The sequence below is a fragment of the Gulosibacter sediminis genome (assembly GCF_014904065.1).
Lineage (GTDB): Bacteria > Actinomycetota > Actinomycetes > Actinomycetales > Microbacteriaceae > Gulosibacter > Gulosibacter sediminis.
On the sequence record NZ_JACXJG010000004.1, the window covers coordinates 1 to 23,486 of the forward strand.

Sequence of the window (23,486 nt, forward strand, 5' to 3'; positions counted from 1 at the left end):
GGTTATGTCGTATCTGGCGACAATGTTGTCAAACCCATCAACAACTTGAATCTCAAGTAGGATACCTGGACTGTTTCGTGGGTCCAAAGGGATTTTCCAGTGGCTCCATTTTCGGAAGAGGAAAGAGCTGGTAGTCGCTTGCCCATCCTGATCTATTACAACGCGCCATCGCAAGCCGCCGAATCCGTCGGGTAGGCGCTCGGACTTGACATTTATGATTCCGTTCTCGAAATCAAATGAGATCAACCGCTCCACAATGTCGCTCGCGGATGACAAGTCAATTGGGCGAAGCGAAGGGTCGTCGCCGATGAGTGAAACTTGATCGAACTCCTCAATAAGGGGGAGGAGGCCCGCGGTGGTGCTGGTGAATCTTTTCAAGAATTCGACAAGCAACGATCTTTCAGGTGGGGTGTGGCCTTGTGCAAAATTGGCGATCCACACCACCTTGTCGTCGTCCCGTCGCCATAGTCCTGGGCCCGACTGTGTATAGCCGTGCGACTTCATGTATGGAACGCAATGACTGGCTAGATGCCAATCGGTCGGGTTTTGCAGGTAGACAAGTCGGCCGGGTCCTTGGTCGGGTAAATCGTCGAGGACAGTATGGCGTCGCCCAAAGTAACTGAATACGGACCTAAGGACTTGCTTATAGTCGTCACCAGCGAGTTCGCGGCGAGTGACGGGAAAGGCTGTGGTTGCATATTCGACAACAGATTCGCGAACGTACTGGAGGAAGTCTGTTTGAGGGTTCCAAGTGAGCAAAGAAGGACCGTTGGGTAGCAAGTGGGCGAGATTGAGAGCGGCAAATCCACCCGCGGAGCCCCCGACTAGCCAAAGGTTCTTGCCTTTTTGCTGGGCGAGGGGTGTCAGAACCTGACGTAATGTGTCGCCCTGGTCGAACATGGAATTTCCGGAATACCAAGCGAGTCCAATAGATTGTGACAGTTCCAATGACGAGTCAGCGACTGCCACAAATGGATGGCCAACCTCGGCAGCGATGCCGCTACCAGAGAAGAATGGTGGGATTTTTTCCGCCCTCTTGACGACGGCGCCTGAAAAAATGACGATCGTTGGCGCGTCGCCTGAAGAGTAGGGGTCTCCGCCGAGCATCAACTCAATTTGCTGGCCCGGGCTCCTCCCGATTACATGGATCCCGTCAAGGTGCGGGCTTGCGGAGAGGAACTCTTCGGTTGAAGCCCATCGAGTCGGACTGCTGCGGAATGCGGGCTCCTGTATGGAGGACACATCGGGAAGTGGTTGGAATCGGCGCATCAGCTCATTCCGCTATCGACTTGGGCAATGACGTCCCCGCCCTGTCTCACGAAGGCGCGGACGATGACTCTAGCGGGGAGATTCTTGAAGTCAGCTTTTGTCTCGGGGGAATACCATCGATGGTCTATGCGGCGGCCACCTTGGTAGACGTAGTAGCAAATTTCGCACGATTTACCGAAAGCTTCGGCCAAATTCGAGTCTACGTGCAGTTCATCGCCGACTCGGTGTGCAAAAATCGCGAACTTGGCACCAACAGGGTAGAAGGCCACGGGCGTCTCTGAGAGGAATAAATCTTGGACGCCGTCTTCCCAACGGTCCAACGCGTTCGCGTGAGACGCCACACGTACAACTTGCTCGCCGGTATTCGGTAGTGGTGAACTCCGAAGTAGAGCAAGGGTGCGGCGAGGAGTCGACGGGATGGTTATGTGCGCGTCGGGTAGGAGAAGTTCATTCTTCCCGACAGACGCGGCTGAACTCAAACAGACTTTGCTGATCTCCTCCACGTTCAGTGGTTCGTCAAAGACGTAGATCCACTGGTCGCTCGCAGCAGGATCAAACGATACAAGCTCAATGAAGTGGCTGCCTGGAGTCCGCTCGGCGACGAGTTGGTGGGGTATGGTGATTTTTACTGGGCTACTTGTTGGTTTGAATCGGTGAGCTTGCATCGCGATTTGGTGAAGTTGAGTCAGAAAGCCTGCCCCCACTTCGTCCCCCGCTGATGCGGGCGTAACTACTACGCGGCGGTACGAACTAAGATCCAGTTGGCTGATTCTCGATTGCATGAGATCCGAAGGCTGACCTCCGACTTGTTCGGTCCATACACGTTGGTTCCAGCTTCTGGCGCCCGACTGACATAGGGAATCGAGTTCTGTTGACCATATGGCCTCGGACGTGACGATAATCAAGACTTGCACACGTTTTGGCACCTCAGCCTCGAGAATCGAATGCATTGACTTGGCAATCTCGCGCGAGAATGTACGGTCCGCCTGCGAAGGTGTTTCGAGGTGCACTACGAGGAGTACATCGGCAACGGTGGGCGTCGCGTCCCATACTGGCAGACAATCTGTGTTTAAAGTCATGGGGTTTGACCTCGTATTCTGGACAGACGTCTCGGCTAGAGGCAGGGTTCCGGATAGTGACCGGCGGACTAGGAAACGAAGTCTTCCTGACGCTGCCCTACTCGGGTGAGCTGCGCAATGGCCGCAACGCTGCGCGCGGCCGCGAAGCCGTCACCGTAAGGATTCACGGCGTTCGCCATTTCCGCGTACGCAGCTTTGTCGTCGAGGAGGCGCGAGGTCTCGCTCACGATGCGCTCCTCATCGGTACCGACGAGGCGAACCGTGCCCGCCTCGAGGGCCTCCGGACGTTCTGTGTTCTCGCGCATTACGAGCACCGGCTTGCCGAGGCCCGGGGCCTCCTCCTGCACCCCACCCGAGTCGGTGAGCACGATGGCCGCGACAGACATGAGCTTGGTGAACTCGTTGTAGGGGAGCGGATCGGTGACCACGACGTTGGTGAGGCCCTCGATCTGCGGGAACACCGCGGCGCGGACCTTCGGGTTGAGGTGCGCGGGTAGCACGAACGCGGTCTCGGGGTAGCGCTCGGCGAGGGTGCGGAGTGCGCGGCCGATCGCCGACATGGTGCCGATGTTCTCGCGGCGGTGCGTCGTGACGAGCACCATCCGCTGGCCCGACTCAGCGATCTCTTGCAGACGCGCATCCGCGAACGTCGTGTTCCAGCCTGAAGCCTCGAACAGTGCGTCGATCACGGTGTTGCCGGTGACGACGATGCTCTCGGCCGGCACGCCCTCGCGCAGGAGGTTCTCCTTCGCCGTCGACGTCGGGGCAAGGTTCAGGGACGAGACGCGGCTGATGAGTCGTCGATTCGCCTCTTCCGGGAATGGGGAGAAGAGGTTCGCGGTGCGCAGGCCAGCCTCGAGGTGGATTACCGGGATCTCCCGGTTGAACGATGCAATCGCAGCGGCCATGGCAGTTGAGGTGTCGCCGTGGACAACCACCGCGTCGGGCGCGACCGAGTCGAGCACCGCATCCAACTCGCCGATCACGCGCGACACGATGCCGTTCAGCGTCTGGCCTGGGCGCATGATGCTCAGGTCGATCTTCGGCCTGATGCCGAACATCTCATTCACTTGGTCGAGCATCTCGCGGTGTTGGCCAGTGGAAACCGCGATCGACTGCATCCGCTCGTGGGTTTCGAGTGCCTTGATGAGTGGGGCGACCTTAATCGCCTCAGGGCGGGTGCCGTAGACAGTCATGATCTTCGGGGCAGACATGAGTGCTCCTTCCGAGCGGTGCAGCGGGCGCTTAATCCTTGACGACTTGAATCTGGCCTGTGGCCTCGGCGTAGCTCTTGCGACGGAATAGGCGGGCATCCGCACGAATCGCCTTGCGGCGGTCCTCGAGCGATTGGCGGGCATCGTTGAGCAGCCCAGCCGCCTTATCGACCTTATCGAGCGCGAGGTTGTGGGCGTACCAGCGGTAGGCGCGGGCGATGTCGACCGCGGGGCCATCGGCAATGATCTCGCCTTGGTCGATCCAAATCGCGCGGGTACAGAGCTCTTCGATGGTCTGGGCGGCGTGGCTGACCAGGAATACTGTGCCGGCGGTATCGATCATGCGCTCCATCGCGCGGCGCGAGCGTTCCATGAAGGAGGCGTCACCGGTCGAGAGGGCCTCGTCGATCATGAGGATGTCGGGGTCGGCGGCCACGGAGATCGCGAAGCGCAGACGGGCGCCCATGCCCGAGGAGTAGGTGCGCATCGGCATGCGGAGGGCGTCGCCGAGGCCCGAGAGGTCGGCGATGCGGTTGCGGCGATCGACAACGTCGCTCGGGGAGAGGCCCATCGCGAGGAGACCGAGCCGGATGTTCTCTTCGCCCGAAAGATCCGGCATGAGCGCCGCGCTGACGCCGAGCAGCTGTGGCTTTGCAGAGGTAACGACGGTGCCCTTTGTGGGCGGCTCGAGACCCGCGAGCACGCGCAGGAGCGTGCTCTTGCCGGAGCCATTTCGGCCGACGAGTCCGATGAACTCGCCCTCACGCGCGGCGAGCGAGACACCGCGTAGCGCGCGGAAACGCATCTTCTGGCGGCCACCGATGGCCTTGCGACCCTTGCGGGCGCGTTTGTCGGCCATGACGTCGTAGGTCATGTGCACGTCGTCGGCGAGCACCGTAATGCTCGGGGAATCCTTGGGCAGCGGCCCGTCGAGGACGAGGTTGTGTTCGGTCTCACTGCTCTCGGGCATACGACTCCTCCGCGAACCAGAACAGCACGAACCCGATCACGGGGGTCGCGACGGCCCAGATGATGAGCATGAGCCAGATCTCAGGTGTCGGCACGACCCCATCGATCATCGTCGTGCGGTAGGCCATCAGGAACTGGTAAATGGGGTTCGCCTCGACGATCGTCAGGATCGTCGGGTGGTTGATAAAGCGATCGATCGGGAAGATCACGGCGGAACCGTACATGAGGATGCGCGACAGGAACGACATCGCCTGCGAAAGGTCAGGCAGGGCCGAGCCGAATCTCGCCATGAGCAGGTAGATGCCAAAATTGAAGAGCTCGTGCAGCACGAAGATGACGGGGAACAACAGCCAGGTGATCCTTGGCATCGCGTGTGGTGGGATCGCCATGATCATGACGAACATGACCAACATCGCAGGGAACCGCTGCAACATGTCACGCAACAGCATCGAGACAAGGATCGATGCTCTCGGGAAGTTGAAGGCCCTGATGAGAGACCGTGACGAGCGGATCGCCGAGGACCCCGTCGTGAACGCCGAGCTTGTGTACTGGAACATGAAGATGCCGACGATGACGAATGCGACGTAGTTCTCCATTCCGCGACTCATCTGCAGCAGCACGCCGAAGATCAGCCAATAAAAGATGGCGTCCAGTACCGGGCGGATGATGAGCCAGGCGTTGCCGAGGCGCTCTTTCGTGTTGCTTGTTGCGACGCGGCTGCGGGCCTCACGCCACACGAAGTGGCGGCGCTCCCAGATGCCGCGGATGTATTCACCCAGCGGCGGGCGAACGCTTACGCGTGTCAGATGGGTGAGGTCGCCGTATGCCGCCTCAACATCGAAAGCGAAGGCCGAGCGATTGAGGCGGTCGCGAACCTTGCGCTCGGGGCGAGTGAGGGGGCGCGAAACGTGCGCGGGCGGACCATCCAGTGGAATCGATCCATTGTCCCGCTTCGCTGCGCGGCGTCCTCTGCTCACTCACACTCAATTCGATCGGGGATAATTTCGCACCTGGGGGACTGCAGGGGCTGATTGTCTCACCTTTTCAGAACACCGTAGTTAATCGGCGGCCCTCAGCTCGTCGTACACACGGCGATACTCGGCAGCGACCGTGTCCCAGGTAAGTGAGGCAGCGAACTGCTTGCCCGCAGCGGCCAAGCTGGCTCTGCGAGAGTCGTCACTTGCAAGCATAGTCAGTGCCTCAGACACGGCCGGCGCCGAATCGGGCGCGACGATGAAGCCACGTTCGTCGTTGCCGACGAGTTCGCGCAGGGGCGGGAGGTCGCTCACGACCACCGGCCGCCCGAGCGCCATTGCCTCGATGGGTTTCAGAGGAGTGACCGACCTCGTCACCTCGAGGTCACGGCGAGCGACTACGACGACGTCGAGTGCCTCGACGTAGCGCTTCGCAAGGTCGGGCGGCACACGGCCCGGCAGGTGCGCGGCGTCGCCGAGCTCGCTCGCCTGCTGCAGTAGCTCGGGGCGAGCGGCTCCGTCGCCGGCGATGAGGGCGCGGGCATCGATACCCTGGCGGCGCAGGATCGCGACGGCCTCGAGGATGAGGTCGTGGCCCTCGTAGTCGACGAGTGACGACACCGCGCCGACCCAGAAGCCCCCACGGCCGAGCCCGAGCTCGGCGCGCACGTCGGCTGGCGTGGAGGCGCGGTCGAGCAGCGCCGCATCGATCGAGTTCGGAATCAGGCTGATCTTCTCGCCGGGCACGCCGCGCTCGACGAGCTCATCGCGCANTCGTCGAAGAGATCGTGAAGACGTGGTCGGCGGCTCGCGCCAACTCAGTCTCTCGGGCGTGCATGAGCTGGAACCGTTCGCTCGCGGCGGCCGCTGCCCGCGCATTCTCGGTCGCCCGCGAGGTCGCCCAGGTCTTCTCGAGCATCCCGCGCACCTCGTACGTCCACGGCAGGCCGTGGCGCGCGGCGAGCGCCTGCGCGACGAGCGCGTTCGTGTAGTTCGTCGTCGTGTGGATGACCGTCGGACGGAACTCCTCGACCAGCCCGTCGAGCTCGCGCACCTGCTTGTCGAGGCGTTCGGGCATGGATGCGCCGAGTCGCGCCGGCAGCACACGGTGATAGTCGATGCCGTCGACCTTGTCGAGGTCGAGGGCCGCGAGCTTGCCGACCGTGACGGGGTAGCCGATGCGGGTCGCAGCGGTCACCGCGATGTCGGCGTCGCGCTGCGACTTGAGGATCGAGTGCGAGCGGAGCGTGTAGCCCGACTGTGTGTGGGGGAGCGAGTTCGTGAGGAGGTGGAGTGCGCGAGGGGCGGTGGCGGGCCGCGGCGTGCTGACCTGCTCGGCTGCGCTCGGCAGTCGGTATCCGGACTGCAGCAGCTCGCGCTCACCCTCGAGTACGCGGAGGTAGTCGCGGGCGCCGCGGTGCTTGGCGCCGCGCAGTGCGCTGGTCGCCCCACTGAGATCTCCGAGCTGCCACTTCGCGCGTGCATCGAGCACGGCTTGGCCGGCGCCGGCGCGGCGCTCCTCGGGCGCGGCGGCGAGGTCGGGGCGGTCGGCCGCGATCGCGAGATTCGACGCTAGCTGCTGCTGCATCCCGCCGTTCGCGGGGGCGCTCTCGAGCTTCGCCATTGCGTCATCGCGGTGCCCGCGCATCCAGTCGGCGTAGGCCTCGCCGAGCGGGCCGAAGCGGCCGAGCAGCGCGGCCGCCGGCTTCGCGAATGCCGTCGGGAACCGCTGCGAGGCGAGCAGCGCGAACCGCGCCGGGTCGGCGAGCAGGTGGCTCGTGACCGCCGTGGCGGCAATACGGAAATTGCGAGGAAAATTCACGGGCATGTGCGGAGTTAGTGAGTGTCGGTGGTCCGAGCCTCAGCGGAGAACTGGAGCCACGCATCCCAGGTTGAGCGAATCATGTCTGGAAGGGTGCGGGTTGCCTGCCAGTCAAGGTCGGACTGGATGCGCGTGACGTCGCCGACGACCTCGGCTGGGTCGCCGGCGCGGCGGCCTTGGATGATTGGGCTGAGCGGGGTGTCGGCGAGCGCGTTGACTTCGGTCATGACCTCGGACACGGAGTAGCCGGTGCCGGTGCCGACGTTGTAGACGTCGTGGGTGTTGAGGCCCTCGGCGAGAGCTTCGAGCGCGGCGATGTGCGCTGCGGCAAGGTCTGCGACGTGGATGAAGTCACGCACGCACGTGCCGTCGGCGGTTGGATAGTCGTTGCCGAAAATAATTGGCGCCTGCCCGGCCTGGACCTTCTCGATAGCCATCGGAATGAGGTTGAGGGCCTCGCGTTCGGCAAGCTCGGGTGCGAGGTTGCCGGCGACATTGAAGTAGCGAAGTGAGATGCCGCGGAGGACGCCCGCCTTCTGTGCGGCACGCACGAGCTGCTCGCCGACGAGTTTGGTCTCGCCGTAAGGATTGATCGGCTCGCACGCGAGGTCTTCCGGCACTGGATTCACCGTGACGTCGCCGTAGACGGCAGCGGAGGAGGAGAAGATGAGCTTCGTGATGCCCGCGAGCTCGGCTGCCTCAATGATGGTGGCGAGGCCGCCGACGTTTTGGGAGTAGTACCAGGCCGGTCGCTCGATCGACTCCGGTGCCTTCTTCTTCGCCGCGAAGTGAATGATCGAATCGACGTCGTGCTGCTTGGCGAAGTCGGCGATCGCTCCCGCGTTGTCGGGGTTGGCTACGTTGGTCTGTAGGAGCGGTGCCTGGGGGTGACGGCACACGTCACCAGAGGAAAGATCGTCGACCAGAGCGACATTGTGGCCCGCTTCGAGCAGAAGTCGGGTGACGTGACTGCCGATGTATCCGCAGCCGCCTGCAACCAGAACCGTCATGTACTTGCCCCCGCCTTTCGATCCTCATGGAAACGTATCGGAAAGTGGTGACGAGGTTCGCTCGTCAGGGCGAGCCGCGTCAAAGAAGGGGTGCGGGAGGCACGCGCGGGCGACGGCTACAGCGCCGCCGCCCGCGCGCATCCAGTAGCCCTCTTGCAGCTCCCAGGTTCCACTGGTCGCCCGGGGTAACCGCGCCGGGCCGTGGCGTGAATTTTCACCCGAGCAGGCATAGCGTTGAAGTACCCCGAGACCACGGGGCACCTCGCGAGATGTACAGACCCATCACGCCTCATCGAGGAGGAAATCATGGCTAGTCGAATCGTCGTAGGAATCAATGGCTCGAGCGCTGATACGAGCGCCGTTGCCTGGGCCGCCACCGAGGTGGCGCGCGAGGGTGGCACGCTGCTGATCTTCAGCGTGATCGCGGCGGGCGGTGCCGGCGGCGAGCTCGAGCCCCGGGCGAAGGAGCTGCTCGCCGAGCATGCCGCGGCGGCGCGGGCGATCGCCCCCAACGCCGAGCTGCGCACAGAGGTGCACCACGCGAAGAGTCTGCCCGAGGGGTTCGAAGAGGTCTCGGCAGACGCCGATCTGGTCGTGATCGGACGCGACTCGCACGGCAGGCGCTCGCGCAGCCCCGGGGTTGTGCGCATTGCCGCCGCGAGCAAGGCGCCCGTGGTCGCTGTGCCCGAGATCGACCTCGGCAACCGTCGTGGTGTTGTCGTCGGCACCGATGGCTCGGAGCCGTCGCGGCTCGCACTCGAGTTTGCGGCCTCGGTGGCGAACTCGCGCGAGGTGCCGCTCATTGCGGTGATCAGCTGGCAGCTCTCGGCCGGGCTCGGCTACGAGTACGCGTACGGCGAGGACTTCGCCAAGGCGACCGAGCGCGCAAGCTCGGAGGAGCTTGACCGCGCACTCGAGCCGATCGAGGCGCAGTACCCGAACCTCGAGATTCAGCGCGTGGTGATGGAGGGGCACCCGGTGGATGTGCTGACGAAGGCGGCCGAGAAGGCGCGGCTACTCGTGGTTGGCACGCACGGCCGCGGCGCGTTCCGTCGCCTGCTGCTCGGCTCGGTAAGCCACGAGTTGCTGCAGGATGTGACGCTGCCGACCGTGATTGTGCGGTAGCTCGCGGCGGGTTTACTCGACCTTGATAGTGAGCGTCGTGGAGCCCGGGCCCTCTGCCGGAGTGGTGGCGGTGCCACGGTAGCTGTACTGGAAGGTGACTGACGTCTCGCCCGTGCCGACCGCCTCGAAGTAGAGGGAGAACTCGGTGTCGCTGCCGGGCGCGACGGCGGTGGCGTTGGGGTCGCCGGGGCGTACCGTGTTTACGACGATGTCGGAGTCGGGCTGGGCTGTGATGCCCCATTCGTCGCCGATGCTCGTGTTGATGGTGCCGAAGTTGACCTCGAGCACGTCGCCCTCTGCGAGCGTGACCTCGCCGTCGGTGTAGTCGACCGTGACATTGACCGTGAAGTCGCCGTTGTTCTGGGCGTCGCCGTTCGCGTCGGTGGAGTNATCGCTCGCCTGCGCGCATCCGGTTACCGCGAGGGCGGCGATGGTGAGGGTGGCGGCGAGGGTGAGCAGCTGCTTGGACTTCGGCATGGTCGGGAGTGTAGCGAGGGTGGGTGGGAGGAGTCGCGTTGCGGCATCGCCCTTGCTCGGGGATGCGCGGCGAGTTCATTCCCGGGAGTGATGCGGCCGCATGCGGGCCGGGCGAGGATGAGGGCATGGAGCCTCGACCGTTCTCGTTCCGCTCTCCCCGCCGCTTTCGCCTCGCGGGGATAGCCGCGTTCGCCGGCGCCGCGTTGCTGCTCAGCGGCTGCTCGGTGCAGGAGGTGACGCACACGGTCAACGGTGAAGACGTCACCGACGCCGAGCGTCCGCTCGCCGCCGACGAGGTCGACGCCTGCACGGCCTTGAGCGACGAGACGCTCGAGGCGCTCGGGCTCGCTGAGCTCGAGCCAGTCGAGCTGACGGCGGCCGACGCGCCGGGCTGCGACTGGAGCGGCATCAACGACTACACGACGCCCTCGCTCGTTCTCTGGGTGACCGAACCCGAGACGCCGTCAGAGAACGACGAGATCGTGACGATCGACGGCGTCGACGTCAACGTGTGGTCGATCGCCGGCAACTCGGGCCGCTACGTCGCCTACTTCGACGACGTCACGCTCTCGGTGAACTACCTCGGCGCGGAGCTCGACATCGACGCGCACGACGCCCTCGAACTCGCGATGCGCGACGTGCTCGAGCACTACGGGCGGTCGTAGGGGCCGCCGCTCGCACGAACGACGAGCGCCGTCCACCGATTACTCGGCGACGGCGCAAGTCGGCGACGCTCGGTAGGAGGTCTCTCTTGTGCTTGCCAGCGCCGTTCGCGTCGGTGGAGTNGTTGCGACGCGGGATGCTGCTGTTGACTCGCATCGGCGCCGTGATGCATAATTATTGAAATGGATCGGGCATACTCGATCGGCGGAGGGTCTCGGGATTACCTGAGGCCCTCAGCTTCATTATGGGTACACCTTGAATCCGAATCCCTCGATGTTGCCGTGCGTGGACTTGCGCATCTTAGTTTCGATGGTTGACCAGGCGCGGTTCGATTGATTCGGTCGAAGTACTTTGAGTCCTATTGGTCTCGCGATCATGTCGGAGAACTGTAGGCCGGTACTATTTGCTTGCTTGTTTGCGCATTTGAAGGCGAAGGCATCTGGCATGCCGCGCATCTTCGTCGTGGTGAGAATTCTTTGAAATTCGGATTCTAGGTCCTTGTCCTCTGCGTGGCCCCGGCTCTCGAACACCAGGTGAGTCCGCCTCCGCGATTGCCCGAGTCCCTGCAGATGCATGAAGACGCGCTCTAGTCCGAACTCAAGGGCGACACTGTAGGGGTTGGCGTTCGTACCGATGCGCCGCTTGAATTCGTTCTTTCTGATCGCCACCGCGACGACTGCGTATTTTGAGGTAGCCATGATTTGGCTGAGCCGTTGGTGAAAACTGTTCCGAGTGGTCTCGTCGCGCAGGATGTCGAATGGCGGTTGCGCCTTGCGAAGCTCGCGTTCGTGGAGCACCACCATATCGTGGCCGAAAAAGTCAAACTTGAGTTGTTCGATCTTTGGCACGACATCGGTGACGTAGTCAGTGATCTTGAATATGCAGAACGCAAGTACAAACACCGGATATTGATCATTGATGTCGACGAGTGAGTGGTCGCCGCTTTCGTCGACGTACACGATGTATTCGCTGCGTTCGGACACATCGGAACTCTATCGGACCTGGCAAGCATTGTCGGTAGGATTGGCGGCGTTCGTGACGCCTCGGGAAAGCACGCATGACCTCTTTCGATTCCGCGCAGCAGCGCGATGGCCGGCTCGGTGTTGGGCTCGTTGGTGACGCCCCGTTCGGGCCGGTGTTTGCGGCTGGGCTCGCGGGCGCCGGGCACGCGCTGATTGGCGTTGCCGTGAGCGACGGGTCGCCGGCCGAGCGGGTCGCCGCGATGCTGCCCGGCGCCGGGCGACTCACCGAGGCGCAGGTCATCGAGCGCTCTGAGCTCGTGATTCTGGCCGAGCCCGCCGACCGACTCGAGGCCCGCATCCGCGAGCTCACCGAGCTTGGCGCCTGGGTGCCCGGGCAGCTTGTCGTGCACACGTGCGCCGAGTTCGGCACCGCGCCGCTTGGCAAGGCGCTCGATCGGGGCGTGATTCCGCTCGCGATTCACCCGGCGATCGACGTGACCGGTACCTCGCTCGACCTTGCTCGGTTGAAGGAAGGTTGGTGCGCGGTGACCGCACCGCGGCCGGTGCTGCCGATCGCGCAGGCCCTCGTCGTCGAGCTTGGCGCCGAGCCGGTCGTGATCGCCGAGGAGCATCGCGGCCGCTACGCAGAGGCGATCGAGACCGCGACGTCGTTCACGAGGTCGATCGTGCAGCAGTCGACGGGCATTCTCAGCGAGATTGGCGTCGAGCAGCCCGGCTTCGTGCTCTCGAGCCTCGTGCGCTCGGCCGCAGACAACGCGCTTGCCCAGGCGCAAGACCTGATCATCCCCGACGACCTCGACGACGCCGCGGGGCAGTAGCGTGGCGGCCGATGCGTGGCTGCGGCGGCTGTGGTGGCAGGCCGGGGCGACGCTCGCCGCGATGGTGATGGGCTTCGGGACCGTTTATTTTTTGCCAGTGAGGACCGAGGCGCACGCGGTCGACGCGCTCGTCGTGCTCGGCGTGCCGAACGAGCGACTCGGGCACGCGCTCGAACTCGTGGATCGCGGCTATGCCGACGTGCTCGTGGTGTCGTCGCCGGATCCGTTGGTGGCGCCGTCGCGGGTGCCGTGGACGTGCCGCGAGCACGACTTCGGCGACACGCTCGACCTCAGCGACGGCGTCGAGGTGACGCAGTACTGCTTCACACCCGAGCCCTTCGATACGCGCGGGGAAGCGCAGTACGTGTCGGCGCTCGCGGCGGAGCACGGGTGGGACGAGGTCATGGTCGTGACGTATCGCACCCACGTGAGCCGCGCGCGCTGGTATTTCGAGCGGTGCGCGCCGAACGTCGAAGCGTCGTTCATCGGCATCACCCGGCCGTGGCAGCCCGGCCGCGTGCTCGAGCGCTTCGCCTACGAGACCGGCGCCTGGATGAAGGCGGCTGTCGCCGACCCCTGCTGATTGCTTGTGGCGCTTGGTCGTGGCCGGTTGGGTTAGGCCAAGCTGGGGTTGAGGTCTTTCAGTGGTTGGGTCAGACGATTAATCACGTCGGGCGTGACAGTGGCGTGCTCGACGCCGTTGTAATCGATGATCCAGGCGTTGCCAATGAAGATGTACGTCACCATGATCGTCTCGCGCAATTCTTCGCGATTGACGTCATAGGTGAACGCCGTTGCTCCAGCGCTGGAGACGTCCGTGATCGACGGGTCCGAGCTGAGTGCGTCGATCAATGGCTGCTGGTCCGCCTTGCTGAGCTCGGCGATCCATTCGGACGGCTGGTGGCCGTCGGGATAAATCGGGTACCAGCAACCTCGGACCTGCGTCACCGCCGCCATGGCCGTCGCCGCGGTAGGGCCAGCGATTTCGTGGAAGTGGTCGAGATCCACCTCGGTAATCACGGCTTCCATGTTCGTGTTCTGCCGAGCCCCGTCATGCAGCGATGTGAGCATCGGGTTCAGCTGTTCGCACGTCGGAAACACGAGCGGCTCGGCCGCCTCTGTCTCGACTACGGACTCATCGGTGGGCGTGTTGGTCGCTTCGGAGGAGGGCGCAGGTGTCTCCTCCCTGATGAGGGTCGTCGTCGGTGAAACCTGGGGGTCTTGAGTCGGACCGGCGGCGCAACCAGCGAGGAGCGCGAGGCTCAGGCCTGCGGCGAGGGCGCCGAGTTTCGATCGGAAGCAGCGTGCGGTCGGTGCGGCGGGCACCCGGACTCCTTTGACAGTGGGATCAGGGCTCAGCCAATCATGAAAATGCAACAGGCGGGGCCGCATCTGATGCCGTCCATTCGCGTCAAGATGTCGCAGGTGTGTGCTCTGATGGTTGTCGCCAGCCTGAGTGCTCGGTGGCGCGTGTGAGCCCAAATACTGTGGCCGGGCGCTCCATGACGCATGGGTCCCGGCAAAAACTTGGACTAACTCCGAGAAAATGCCGGTTTGAACGGGCTGAGCCCGNGGCAAAATCTCGGAGTTCGTCCGAGAACCTGAGCGCGATCGCACCTCCGGCCACGTTCGGGATCGATTCGCGGGCCATCGGTGGGCCACAGGGCGCGAGGCGGCGCCGCCGACGGCTCTAGACTCGTCTGGTGACAGAAATCCTCGACCTCGCAGGGCTTCGCGCACTGCGGCACGGCGTCGGCAGCCCCGATCTTGGCCGCGTCGCGCTCGTGCCGACCATGGGCGCCCTGCACGACGGGCACCTCGCGCTCGTCAACCTCGCGCAGCAGCACGCCGACACCGTGATCGTCTCGATCTTCGTCAACCCGCTGCAGTTCGGCCCAACCGAGGACCTCGACCGCTACCCGCGCCCCTTCGCCGACGACCTCGCGAAGCTCGAGGCCGCGGGCGTGCAGTACGTCTTCCACCCGACGGTTGAAGAGATGTACCCGAACTGGCCCGCCACGACGACCGTCTCGGCAGGGGAGGCCGGCACGATCCTTGAGGGCGTCACGCGCCCCGGCCATTTCGACGGCGTGCTCACGGTCGTCGCGAAGCTGTTGACGCTCGCGGCCCCCGACCTCGCCGTCTTCGGTGAGAAGGATGCGCAGCAGCTCGCGCTCGTGCGGCGCATGGTGCGCGAACTGCACTTCCCCCTCGAGATCGTGGGCCAGCCGATCGTTCGTGAGCCCGACGGCCTCGCCCTCTCGAGCCGCAACGCATTCCTCGAAGGCGACGACCGCCAGCGCGCCCTCACGCTCTCGCGAGCGTTGCGCGCGGCCGAAGCTGCTGCATCCGCCGGCCCCGCCGCCGCGAAGCAGGCCGGCCTCGCCGTGTATGCCGACGAACCGCTGACTAGCATGGACTACCTAGAGCTCGTTGACCCCGACACCTTCGCGCCGGTGGCCGACGACTACCGCGGCGAGGTGCTCGCACTCACCGCCGCGCGGGTCGGGCCCACCCGACTCATCGACAACCGTTCTTTCCGCGTCGGCTGACCACCCGACGCATCCACCGCATCCGCCCCGCCCGATCAGCAAGGAGCACGCATGGCCGACAGCCAGGAGCACGAACTCACCGCAGAGGAATTTTCGGAGCAGACGCAGGTTCGCCTCGACAAGCGCGCCCGCATGATCGAGGAGGGGCTCACGCCCTACCCGCTCGAACTGCCGATCTCAGACACGATCGACAACATCGTCGCGAACAACCAGGGCCTCGAGGCCGATGTGCGCACCGGGGTCATCGCCGGCGTCGTCGGACGCGTCATGCACATTCGCAACACCGGCAAGCTCGCCTTCGCGGCGGTGCAGTCGGGCGCCGGCGCGAAGATTCAGGCGATGCTCTCGCTCGCCGAAGTGGGCGAAGAAGCGCTCGCGCAGTGGAAGGAGTTCGTCGACCTCGGCGACCTCGTGTTTGTGCGCGGGGAGGTCATCACCTCGCGCCGCGGCGAACTGTCGATCATGGCGACCGAGTGGCGGATGGCGTCGAAGTCGTTGCGGCCGCTGCCGACGCTGCACCGCGAGCTCAACGAGGAAACCCGCGTGCGCCAGCGCTACCTCGACCTCATCACCCGCCCCGCCGCCCGCCACATGGTCGAGACGCGCGCCGCGGTCAACGCGTCGCTGCGCTCGACCTTCGCGCACCACAAGTTCCTCGAGGTCGAGACGCCGATGCTGCAGGTCATGCACGGCGGCGCCGCGGCCCGCCCGTTCGTGACGCACTCGAACGCGTTCGACACCGACCTGTTCCTGCGCATCGCCCCCGAGCTCTACCTCAAGCGCGCGCTCGTCGGCGGGCTCGAGCGAGTGTTCGAGATCAACCGCAACTTCCGCAACGAGGGCGCCGACTCGACGCACTCACCCGAGTTCGCAATGCTCGAGGCGTACATGTCGTTCGGCGACTACAACGCGATCGCCGACGTGACGCAGGAGCTCATTCAGAACGCGGCGAAGGCCGTGTCGGACGACGGCTCGGCCGTCGTCACCTGGGCCGACGGCACCAAGTTCGACCTCGGCGGCGAGTGGCCGCGCGTGTCGATGTACGAGTCGCTCAGCGAGAAGTCGGGCGTGACCGTCACCCCCGACACCGCCGTAGACGAGCTCGTCGCGCTCGCCGAGCGCGAGGGCGTCGAGGTGAAGCTGCCGAATCACGGCAAGCTCGTCGAGGAGCTCTGGGAGCACTTCGTGAAGGGCGACCTCGAGCGGCCGACGTTCGTCATGGACTTCCCCGTCGAGACCTCGCCGCTGACCGCCGCGCACCGCTCGAAGCCGGGCGTTGTTGAGAAGTGGGACCTCTACGTGCGCGGCTTCGAACTCGCCACCGGGTACTCGGAGCTCATCGACCCCGTCGACCAGCGCGAGCGCTTCGTCGAGCAAGCGCGCGAGGCCGCGCGCGGCGACGACGAGGCGATGCGCTTGGACGAGGACTTCCTCGCCGCGCTCGAGTACGCGATGCCGCCGGCCGGTGGCATGGGCATGGGCATCGACCGCCTGCTCATGGCGCTGACCGGCCTCGGCATTCGCGAGACGGTGCTGTTCCCCCTCGTGAAGTAGGCGTCTGACCAGACGGTTCGTGCGGTTGCCCTTTCGCACGAACAGCGTGCGCCTAGTGGTGCTCGCGCGGCGACCGCTCCTCGTCAACCACAGGTGGTGCCCCATCGTGGGTCGACCGCTCGGCGGCTCTCGCGGCTTCGTGCGCCGGACGATAGTCGGGCGGCGGCGCCTGCTGTGGCTGTTCCTCTCCCTCGCCGCCACCTCGGCCGCCGAACGGGCGGCCGTGGTCGGCGTACTCCGCGCGCTGGAACACGAACCCCAGCTCGCGGATCTTGAAACCCGAGCCGTGACGCAAGCGCGCCCCTTTGGGGGCGTCATCGGTGGGGGAAGCCTCACCCGCCGACGGAGTGGTCGTTTCGCCGATCGAGTCGAGTACGTACTCGTCGGTTTCGGTGTGCGTGATTCGCGCGTGGTGAGGCAACAGGCCCGGCAACTCAATGTCGTTGTCCGGCGCGGAACCGATCGTCGTCACTTCACCGGTGAGGGGGAACTCGGCCCCGCCACCCTCAACGCCCGTCATGACGAGGTGCGGGTGCCCCGCGCCGTATGAGCTGTGGGTGCCGTTGCCGCCTTCAGCATCTTCAGGCGGTGCCGGATGCGGTGGATGCGTGAATTGGTTATCCGCAAAATCGGGGTGTCGCTCGCGGTTCACGTGTCGGTCAGAGTTCTGCATCGAAACCACCTCGGATCACTCTCGTGGGAGTCAGGTTGACTGGGTCCAGTATCTGAATAGGGAAGGGGTGCTTGGCCTCATGCACCGCATGGTTAAGGCGAGGGCTGGCCGCCATTTACGTTCAACGTCTCGCCGATGACGAAGCTGGACTCGGGCGACGCGAGGAAGACGAATGCCGGGGCAACCTCGGTGGGTTGGCCGGCTCGCCCGAGGGGGGTGTTCTTACCGAACTCCGGGAGTTTTTCTTTCGGCTGGCCGTCGGAAACTTGGAGCACTGTCCACACCGGTCCTGGCGCGACGGCATTGACACGGATCCCCTTCGGCGCGAGTTGCTGCGAAAGGCCCTTTGAAAAGTTGTTGATCGCCGCCTTCGTCGCCGCATAGTCGAGCAGCGTCGGCGACGGCTTGTACGCCTGGATCGAGGTCGTATTGATGATCGTTGAGCCCGGTTGCAGGTAAGGGACCGCTGCCTTGCACACGCGGTAGATCGCGTGGATGTTCGTCTCAAATGTGGTGGTCCACTGCTCGTCGGTGAGGTCGCCGATCTCTTCGACGGCGATCTGCCGACCGGCGTTGTTGACGAGAATATCGAGCCCCCCAAGCTCCGCCCTTGCCCGCTCGACCACGGTGGTGCAGAACTCTCGGTCGGTGAGGTCACCAGGAATCAAGACTCCGCGGCGGCCACTGGACTCGATGAATTCCTTTATTTCGAGCGCATCGACTTCCTCTTCTGGGAGGTATGAGAGAGCGACGTCGGCACCCTCGCGCGCGAACGCAATCGCCACGGCTGCGCCGATTCCCGAATCTGCGCCGGTGATGAGTGCCTTGCGGCCAGTGAGGCGACCCGTGCCGCGGTAGGAGTGTTCGCCGCGGTCGGCCTGTGGCGTGAGGTCTTGGTCGAGCCCCGGCTCAGGCTGATCTTGCACCGGCGGGCTGATTGACTCATAGCGAGTTACTGGGTCCTGGAATGTGAGCTGGTCGGTCTGTTTCGCAGCCAAGGGGTACCCCTCTCATCTAGACGGCGCCGGAGTGCGCTCGCACTTGTCACCCGATCAACCGCACCTCGGAATGCGGCTCAAATGCTCCGCGGATTCGCAGCCTGCGCACAAGTGTCTGGATGCATCAGCGTCAGCTGCGAGACGCGTGCACCTCGCCGCCTCGGTCGAAGTCCGCCGCCGCATCCGCGTCGTGTGCGGCGGCGTTGAAGAGCGGTATCATTGGTGCATCATGGATGCAGCTTGGTGGTGGAACGCGATTTGGTCGGTGATTCCGACGATCGTCATTGGCGCCATGTTCGGGCTCATCATCTACGCAGCCCTCAACGCCGACCGCAAGGTGCGCCAGGAGCGCAAGAGCATCGAGGTCGAGGAACGCGAACGCTTCGAGGCCGAGCGAGCCCGCCGCGCCGAAAGCTAGGCATCCCCGCGCGGCTCGAGCCGCGCATCCCGCCGCGCGAGAGCACGCGACGGCAGCCACGGTGAGGGGACGTTCGGCGAAACACCAGGAGACACTCTGGTGGCGGTCGTACGCTGCTGAGGTCTCGCGGACGTCACCGTGTTCGCGAGATTTCACGTGACTGGCTGCCGGAGGAGGGACGCGCATGCGCAGGTTCCTCATCGGTCTCGCCGCAGCACTCGGGTCGGCCCTCACGCTGACGAACCTCACGGGCTGCGCCGCCGCGGAGCAACCCGGCACGCTGCAGAACAACAACCCGCTCGGCACCTACGTTAATGAGCTGCGCGAGCTGCCCGGCGTTGAATCGGCCACGCTCGGCATCACGGGCCAGCAGACCGACATCTACGGTCTCGATGTGACGCTCACCGACGACATCACGGACGACGAGCTGTCGACGGTCGGCGCCGAGGCCGCGAACTTCACGACCATTACGTCAGATGCTGGCCTCACCGCAGCCCAGCCGATGCTGAAGCGCGGCGAATCGAGCTTCGAGTACTTCGACAACCTCGAAGGCGATGCGCTCACCGCGCAGCTCAGCTATTGGATGCACCTGCAGCTCGACGGTATCGAGTCGGTCGAGATGCGCGGCTACACCGAACGCATCACGAACCTGCAGAGTGACTCGACCACGGCTCCGACGCCCGACCCGCGCTACGTCGCGATCGAGCTGCCCGACGACGCGGATGCCGACACCGCCGACTCGATTGTCGCGCAGCTGCGCGCCGTGACCGACCCCGGCGCCGACTCGGGCCAGTGGGATTTGGTCGTGCCGAGCGCGCACTTCAAAGGCGAGTTTCACGACGCGAAGTTCCCGAGCGTCACCGAGTACGGCTACCTCTCGACGGTCGCGTCGACGTTCATGCCGGTCGACGACCTCGCGAGCGCAGAGGTGTCGTTCTACCCCGACAACGACGTGCCGCTGCAGATCGAGGTTGTCTCGTTCGACAGCGAGACCGACGACCTCTCGGCCGGGGAAGCGGATGCGGCGTTCCAGCAGAGCGCGATCTGGGAGCAGCTTGGGCCGCTCATGCAAGACCTTGCCGACCACGTCAACTATCAGGTAGAGGTGCTCGGCAACCCGCTCAGCGATGGCGGCAACTTCAAGCTCGACTTCACGGTGTCGGACTGTGCGTTCACTGGCGACTCGACGTGGCCCGAATCGTCGGCCGCACTCGGCGAAATCTGGCAGCACGCGATGAAGAATTCGAGCGCGAAATGCTCGCCCGAGGTCGTACCTAGCCCGTAGCTGAGTGAGTGCACGCCGACGGCGAACAGGGGCGCGAAAGTCAGGAACCCCCGTTTAGTCTCGTAGCAACTGGCACGGCTGTACCCGAATTGGCACAGCAACCAGCCCGAAGGAGACGCCTGATGTTTGAACGCTTTACCGACCGCGCTCGGCGCGTGATCGTGCTCGCCCAGGAAGAGGCGAAGCTGCTCAACCACAACTACATCGGCACCGANCTACTGCTTGGGCTGATCCACGAGGGCGACGGGGTCGCAGCCAAGGCCCTGGAGTCACTCGGTATTTCACTCGAGGCCGTTCGCGAGCAGGTACAGGACATCATTGGCAAGGGGCAGCAGAAGCCCGGCAGCCACATTCCCTTTACCCCGCGGGCAAAGAAGGTGCTCGAGCTCTCGCTGCGCGAAGCGCTGCAGCTTGGCCACAACTACATCGGCACCGANATCCTGCTTGGCCTCATCCGCGAGGGTGAGGGTGTTGCGGCGCAGGTGCTCGTGAAGCTTGGCGCCGACCTCAACTCGGTGCGCCAGCAGGTCATTCAGCTGCTCGCCGGCTACCAGGGCAAGGAGCCGGTCGCGGCCGGCCCCGAGGGCGCCAGGTCGTCGAACAACCCGCAGGGTTCTGCGGTGCTCGACCAGTTTGGCGAGAACCTCACGCAGATGGCCCGCGACAGCAAGCTCGACCCGGTCATCGGCCGCGAGAAGGAAATCGAGCGCGTGATGCAGATTCTGTCGCGCCGCACGAAGAACAACCCCGTGCTGATCGGTGAACCCGGCGTCGGTAAGACCGCCGTGGTCGAGGGCCTCGCGCAGGCCATCGTGAACAACGAGGTGCCCGAGACGCTGAAGGACAAGCAGGTGTACGCGCTTGACCTCGGCTCGCTCATCGCCGGCTCGCGCTACCGCGGTGACTTTGAGGAACGCCTCAAGAAGGTCACCAAGGAGATCAAAAACCGCGGCGACATCATCGTGTTCATCGACGAGATCCACACCCTCGTGGGTGCTGGCTCGGCCGAGGGCGCGATCGACGCCGCGAACATCCTCAAGCCGATGCTCGCGCGCNATGCAGACCATTGGTGCGACGACGCTCGACGAGTACAAGAAGCACTTTGAGAAGGACGCCGCGCTTGAGCGCCGCTTCCAGTCGGTGATCGTCGACGAGCCGTCGGCGCAGCACACGATTAACATTCTCAAGGGGCTCCGCGACAAGTACGAGGCGTTCCACAAGGTCACCATCACCGACGAAGCGATCGTCGCTGCGGTGCAGCTCTCCGACCGCTACGTGAGCGACCGTCAGCTGCCCGACAAGGCCATCGACNCGAAGCGGGCGCACGCCTGCGCCTGTCGGTGCTGTCGTCGCCGCCCGAGCTGCGCGAACTTGACGAGAAGATCGCCAAGGTGCGCGCCGACAAGGAGGAGGCGATCGATGTTCAGGACTTCGAGAAGGCCGCCTCGCTGCGCGACGACGAGAAGCAGCTGCTCGGCGAGCGCCTGCGTCTCGAGAAGCAGTGGAAGGCTGGCGAGGTCAAGGCGACCGGCACCGTTGACGCGGGCCTGATCGCCGAGGTGCTCGCGCAGGNCACCGGCATTCCGGTCTACAAGCTCACCGAGGAAGAGACCGCTCGCCTCGTCTTCATGGAAGAGGCGCTGCACCAGCGCGTCATCGGTCAGGAAGACGCGGTCAAGGCGCTCTCGCGCACGATCCGCCGCACCCGCGCCGGCCTCAAGGACCCGAACCGCCCCTCGGGCTCGTTCATCTTCGCCGGCCCGACCGGTGTTGGTAAGACCGAGCTCGCGAAGGCGNTTCCTGTTCGACGACGAGTCGGCGCTGATCACCCTCGACATGTCGGAGTTCGGCGAGAAGCACACGGTCTCGCGACTGTTCGGTGCCCCTCCCGGATTCGTCGGCTTCGAAGAGGGCGGCCAGCTCACCGAGAAGGTGCGCCGCAAGCCGTTCTCGGTGGTGCTGTTCGNCGACATCTTCAACTCGCTGCTGCAGATTCTTGAAGAGGGTCGTCTCACCGACGGCCAGGGCCGCGTGGTCGACTTCAAGAACACCGTGATCATCATGACCACGAACCTCGGCACGAAGGACATCACGGGTGGGCCCGTCGGCTTCCAGATCGAGGGCGACACGACCACGTCGTACGAGCGCATGAAGGGCAAGGTCAACGAGGAGCTCAAGAAGCACTTCAAGCCCGAGTTCCTCAACNGTCGACGACACGATCGTGTTCCCGCAGCTCTCGCCGAAGGAACTCCTCGAGATCGTCGACCTGTTCACGAAGCGTCTGGCCGACCGCATGCTCGATCAGGACATGACCGTCGAGCTCACGGCCCCCGCCAAGGAGCAGCTCATCAAGGTGGGCTACGACCCGGCGCTCGGCGCCCGCCCGCTGCGTCGCGCGATGCAGCAGGAGGTCGAAGACCAGCTGTCCGAGCTCATCCTGCGCGGCGAGCTGCGCGGTGGCGACCACGTCAAAGTCGACTTCGGCGAAGGCAAGTTCGACTTCGACATCAAGCGCCCCGAGCGCGAGGTGGTTGGCGTGTCGGCCGGTGAAACGGCCGCCAGCAACGCCGAAGCCGGTGTCACGACGAGCACCGACGAGTAGTACTCGCTAGGCATACAGGCCCGGCCACCCCGATGGGTGGCCGGGCCCGCTGCTGTTTCCGGCGCGGATGCGCGTGGGCGGCTGGATGGGCGGCACGGGCTGCGCGGGATGCGCGGCGCGGGGGTGGCGTCCGGCCCGCCGAGCGGCGCTGCGCGGGGTGAAACCTGGACGCCGCGTTGCAGAAAGCGCTGATCGGGTGGAGGATCGGGGCATGAGTCGCTACGTGCGTCCGCCGATCGGCACCATGGCGTTCCTCGAATTCGACGGACAATCCTCAGGCACCGGCTACCGGAGTCCCGCCTCCGCCTCGCCGAGCAAATCCGCGCATCCGGGTGCGCCGCTGCACGTCGTCGCCGACGCGCTCGTCGCGCACCTTCGGACCGCCTACGAAGTCGAGGTCACCACCGGCCTCACCGTCGCCGACGACCTGCTGTTCCACCCCGACTCCGAAATCGAACGGGCCGTGCGCATCCGGCCCCACAACGAGAAGTGCGCGCCGCTCACCCTCGTCTACACCGCCGGCGGCGTCTGCCTGCACGCCGGCGTGCTGCACGACTTCCCCTTCCCGGCGCACGACGCGCCCGGCGCCGACTGGATGCGCGAGGCCGACGAGCTCGAGNGCAAGTGCTCGCGGTTGCGGCCGGGCACTACTGGGAGGGCATCGACAAGGCCGCCCACCCGTGGATCGGCTACGCCTTCAGCTTTCGCGACGGCAAGGAGTCGGGTCGCTCGCGCGCCGACGACTGGCCGAGCGACCGCGTCGACGCGGCCAAGCGCATCCTATTTCGCCTGCCGATCGGCTGGGCGGCCTGGCCGAAGGTGCGAGCACGCATTCCCACGCCCGTGCTGGGGTAAGCGTGCGGGGGAGACCGGGGCGGTGACGCGCCCCGGCTCGCTGGCGTGCCCGTCGTAGGCTGCGCGAGGCGCGCAGCCTACGACGGGCGCCGAGGTGCGCCAGCAGTTTGGTGGCTCTTCACGATTGAGGGTGTAGCGCGGGTCTG

Annotated in this window: 21 protein-coding genes and 2 pseudogenes; 11 read left to right on the forward strand and 12 right to left on the reverse strand. The window is 64.8% G+C overall.

All coding sequences use genetic code 11. The features are described from left to right. The 8 genes from ID132_RS01565 to galE form a co-directional block, all read right to left on the reverse strand. A partial coding sequence (locus ID132_RS01565) for a hypothetical protein (RefSeq protein ID WP_193127683.1) occupies window positions 1-1,107 on the reverse strand: 1,107 nt, incomplete at its 3' end. Window positions 1,108-1,268: 161 nt separating this feature from the next. Continuing rightward, entirely contained in the window at window positions 1,269-2,348 is a 1,080-nt protein-coding gene (locus ID132_RS01570; protein WP_193127684.1) for a hypothetical protein, read from the reverse strand. A 68-nt stretch (window positions 2,349-2,416) separates the two neighbouring features. Beyond that, complete coding sequence (wecB, locus tag ID132_RS01575) at window positions 2,417-3,562, reverse strand: non-hydrolyzing UDP-N-acetylglucosamine 2-epimerase (RefSeq protein ID WP_193127685.1); 1,146 nt, start codon at window positions 3,560-3,562, stop codon at window positions 2,417-2,419. A 31-nt stretch (window positions 3,563-3,593) separates the two neighbouring features. After that, a complete protein-coding gene (locus ID132_RS01580) occupies window positions 3,594-4,532 on the reverse strand; it encodes an ABC transporter ATP-binding protein (RefSeq protein ID WP_193127686.1) in 939 nt (312 codons plus the stop codon). Next, entirely contained in the window at window positions 4,516-5,508 is a 993-nt protein-coding gene (locus tag ID132_RS01585) for an ABC transporter permease (protein ID WP_193127687.1), read from the reverse strand. Before ID132_RS01585 ends, ID132_RS01580 begins: the two co-directional genes overlap by 17 nt. Before the next feature lie 81 nt (window positions 5,509-5,589). Further along, the gene (locus ID132_RS01590) at window positions 5,590-6,252 is read right to left on the reverse strand and encodes a glycosyltransferase family 4 protein (protein ID WP_193127688.1); all 663 of its coding nucleotides are present in this window, start codon (window positions 6,250-6,252) and stop codon (window positions 5,590-5,592) included. 16 nt (window positions 6,253-6,268) lie between these two features. Continuing rightward, window positions 6,269-7,333, reverse strand: coding sequence for a glycosyltransferase (locus ID132_RS14580; RefSeq protein WP_193127689.1), 1,065 nt, complete (start codon window positions 7,331-7,333; stop codon window positions 6,269-6,271). An 8-nt stretch (window positions 7,334-7,341) separates the two neighbouring features. After that, window positions 7,342-8,337, reverse strand: a complete 996-nt coding sequence (galE, locus tag ID132_RS01600; RefSeq protein ID WP_193127690.1) for a UDP-glucose 4-epimerase GalE — start codon at window positions 8,335-8,337, stop codon at window positions 7,342-7,344. Between the two features lie 306 nt (window positions 8,338-8,643). Here galE and ID132_RS01605 point away from each other — a divergent pair, with 306 nt between their 5' ends. Further along, entirely contained in the window at window positions 8,644-9,462 is an 819-nt protein-coding gene (locus tag ID132_RS01605; protein WP_193127691.1) for a universal stress protein, read from the forward strand. A gap of 602 nt (window positions 9,463-10,064) precedes the next feature. Continuing rightward, a complete protein-coding gene (locus ID132_RS01615) occupies window positions 10,065-10,604 on the forward strand; it encodes a DUF3558 family protein (RefSeq protein ID WP_193127693.1) in 540 nt (179 codons plus the stop codon). 240 nt (window positions 10,605-10,844) lie between these two features. On the opposite strand, the gene ID132_RS01620 is transcribed toward ID132_RS01615, so the two are convergent. After that, window positions 10,845-11,585: a DUF3800 domain-containing protein gene (locus tag ID132_RS01620; protein ID WP_193127694.1), complete on the reverse strand. Its 741-nt coding sequence runs from the start codon at window positions 11,583-11,585 to the stop codon at window positions 10,845-10,847. Window positions 11,586-11,659: 74 nt separating this feature from the next. On the opposite strand from ID132_RS01620, the gene ID132_RS01625 reads away from it, so the two are divergent. Together ID132_RS01625 and ID132_RS01630 are read left to right on the forward strand one after the other, a co-directional pair. Next, window positions 11,660-12,403 (forward strand): DUF2520 domain-containing protein, encoded by a 744-nt coding sequence (locus tag ID132_RS01625; protein WP_193127695.1) that lies wholly within the window; start codon window positions 11,660-11,662, stop codon window positions 12,401-12,403. Window position 12,404: 1 nt separating this feature from the next. After that, window positions 12,405-12,986: a YdcF family protein gene (locus tag ID132_RS01630; protein ID WP_193127696.1), complete on the forward strand. Its 582-nt coding sequence runs from the start codon at window positions 12,405-12,407 to the stop codon at window positions 12,984-12,986. Window positions 12,987-13,018: 32 nt separating this feature from the next. Here the strand turns inward: ID132_RS01630 and ID132_RS01635 are convergent, their stop codons facing one another. Then, the gene (locus ID132_RS01635; RefSeq protein WP_193127697.1) at window positions 13,019-13,729 is read right to left on the reverse strand and encodes a hypothetical protein; all 711 of its coding nucleotides are present in this window, start codon (window positions 13,727-13,729) and stop codon (window positions 13,019-13,021) included. A gap of 377 nt (window positions 13,730-14,106) precedes the next feature. Here ID132_RS01635 and panC point away from each other — a divergent pair, with 377 nt between their 5' ends. Both panC and lysS read left to right on the forward strand, forming a co-directional pair. After that, a complete protein-coding gene (panC, locus tag ID132_RS01640) occupies window positions 14,107-14,955 on the forward strand; it encodes a pantoate--beta-alanine ligase (RefSeq protein ID WP_193127698.1) in 849 nt (282 codons plus the stop codon). A gap of 51 nt (window positions 14,956-15,006) precedes the next feature. Beyond that, entirely contained in the window at window positions 15,007-16,509 is a 1,503-nt protein-coding gene (gene lysS, locus ID132_RS01645) for a lysine--tRNA ligase (protein WP_193127699.1), read from the forward strand. Between the two features lie 52 nt (window positions 16,510-16,561). Here the strand turns inward: lysS and ID132_RS01650 are convergent, their stop codons facing one another. Together ID132_RS01650 and ID132_RS01655 are read right to left on the reverse strand one after the other, a co-directional pair. Beyond that, entirely contained in the window at window positions 16,562-17,182 is a 621-nt protein-coding gene (locus tag ID132_RS01650) for an FHA domain-containing protein (RefSeq protein WP_193127700.1), read from the reverse strand. 92 nt (window positions 17,183-17,274) lie between these two features. Beyond that, on the reverse strand, window positions 17,275-18,180 hold the full coding sequence (locus tag ID132_RS01655) for an SDR family oxidoreductase (protein ID WP_193127701.1): 906 nt from the start codon (window positions 18,178-18,180) through the stop codon (window positions 17,275-17,277). A gap of 145 nt (window positions 18,181-18,325) precedes the next feature. On the opposite strand from ID132_RS01655, the gene ID132_RS01660 reads away from it, so the two are divergent. The 5 genes and pseudogenes from ID132_RS01660 (at window position 18,326) to ID132_RS15070 (ending at window position 23,340) form a co-directional block, all read left to right on the forward strand. Then, entirely contained in the window at window positions 18,326-18,598 is a 273-nt protein-coding gene (locus ID132_RS01660; RefSeq protein ID WP_235988216.1) for a hypothetical protein, read from the forward strand. A gap of 184 nt (window positions 18,599-18,782) precedes the next feature. Continuing rightward, the gene (locus tag ID132_RS01665) at window positions 18,783-19,883 is read left to right on the forward strand and encodes a hypothetical protein (protein WP_193127702.1); all 1,101 of its coding nucleotides are present in this window, start codon (window positions 18,783-18,785) and stop codon (window positions 19,881-19,883) included. 122 nt (window positions 19,884-20,005) lie between these two features. Further along, window positions 20,006-22,485, forward strand: a pseudogene (locus ID132_RS01670) (ATP-dependent Clp protease ATP-binding subunit). Window positions 22,486-22,729: 244 nt separating this feature from the next. Continuing rightward, window positions 22,730-23,107 (forward strand): annotated as a pseudogene (locus ID132_RS15065) (DUF6226 family protein); the annotation flags it as partial. A gap of 2 nt (window positions 23,108-23,109) precedes the next feature. After that, window positions 23,110-23,340 carry a DUF6226 family protein gene (locus ID132_RS15070; protein WP_193127704.1) on the forward strand — a complete coding sequence of 77 codons (231 nt, stop codon included), beginning with the start codon at window positions 23,110-23,112 and terminating at the stop codon, window positions 23,338-23,340. Window positions 23,341-23,486: the final 146 nt, after the last annotated feature.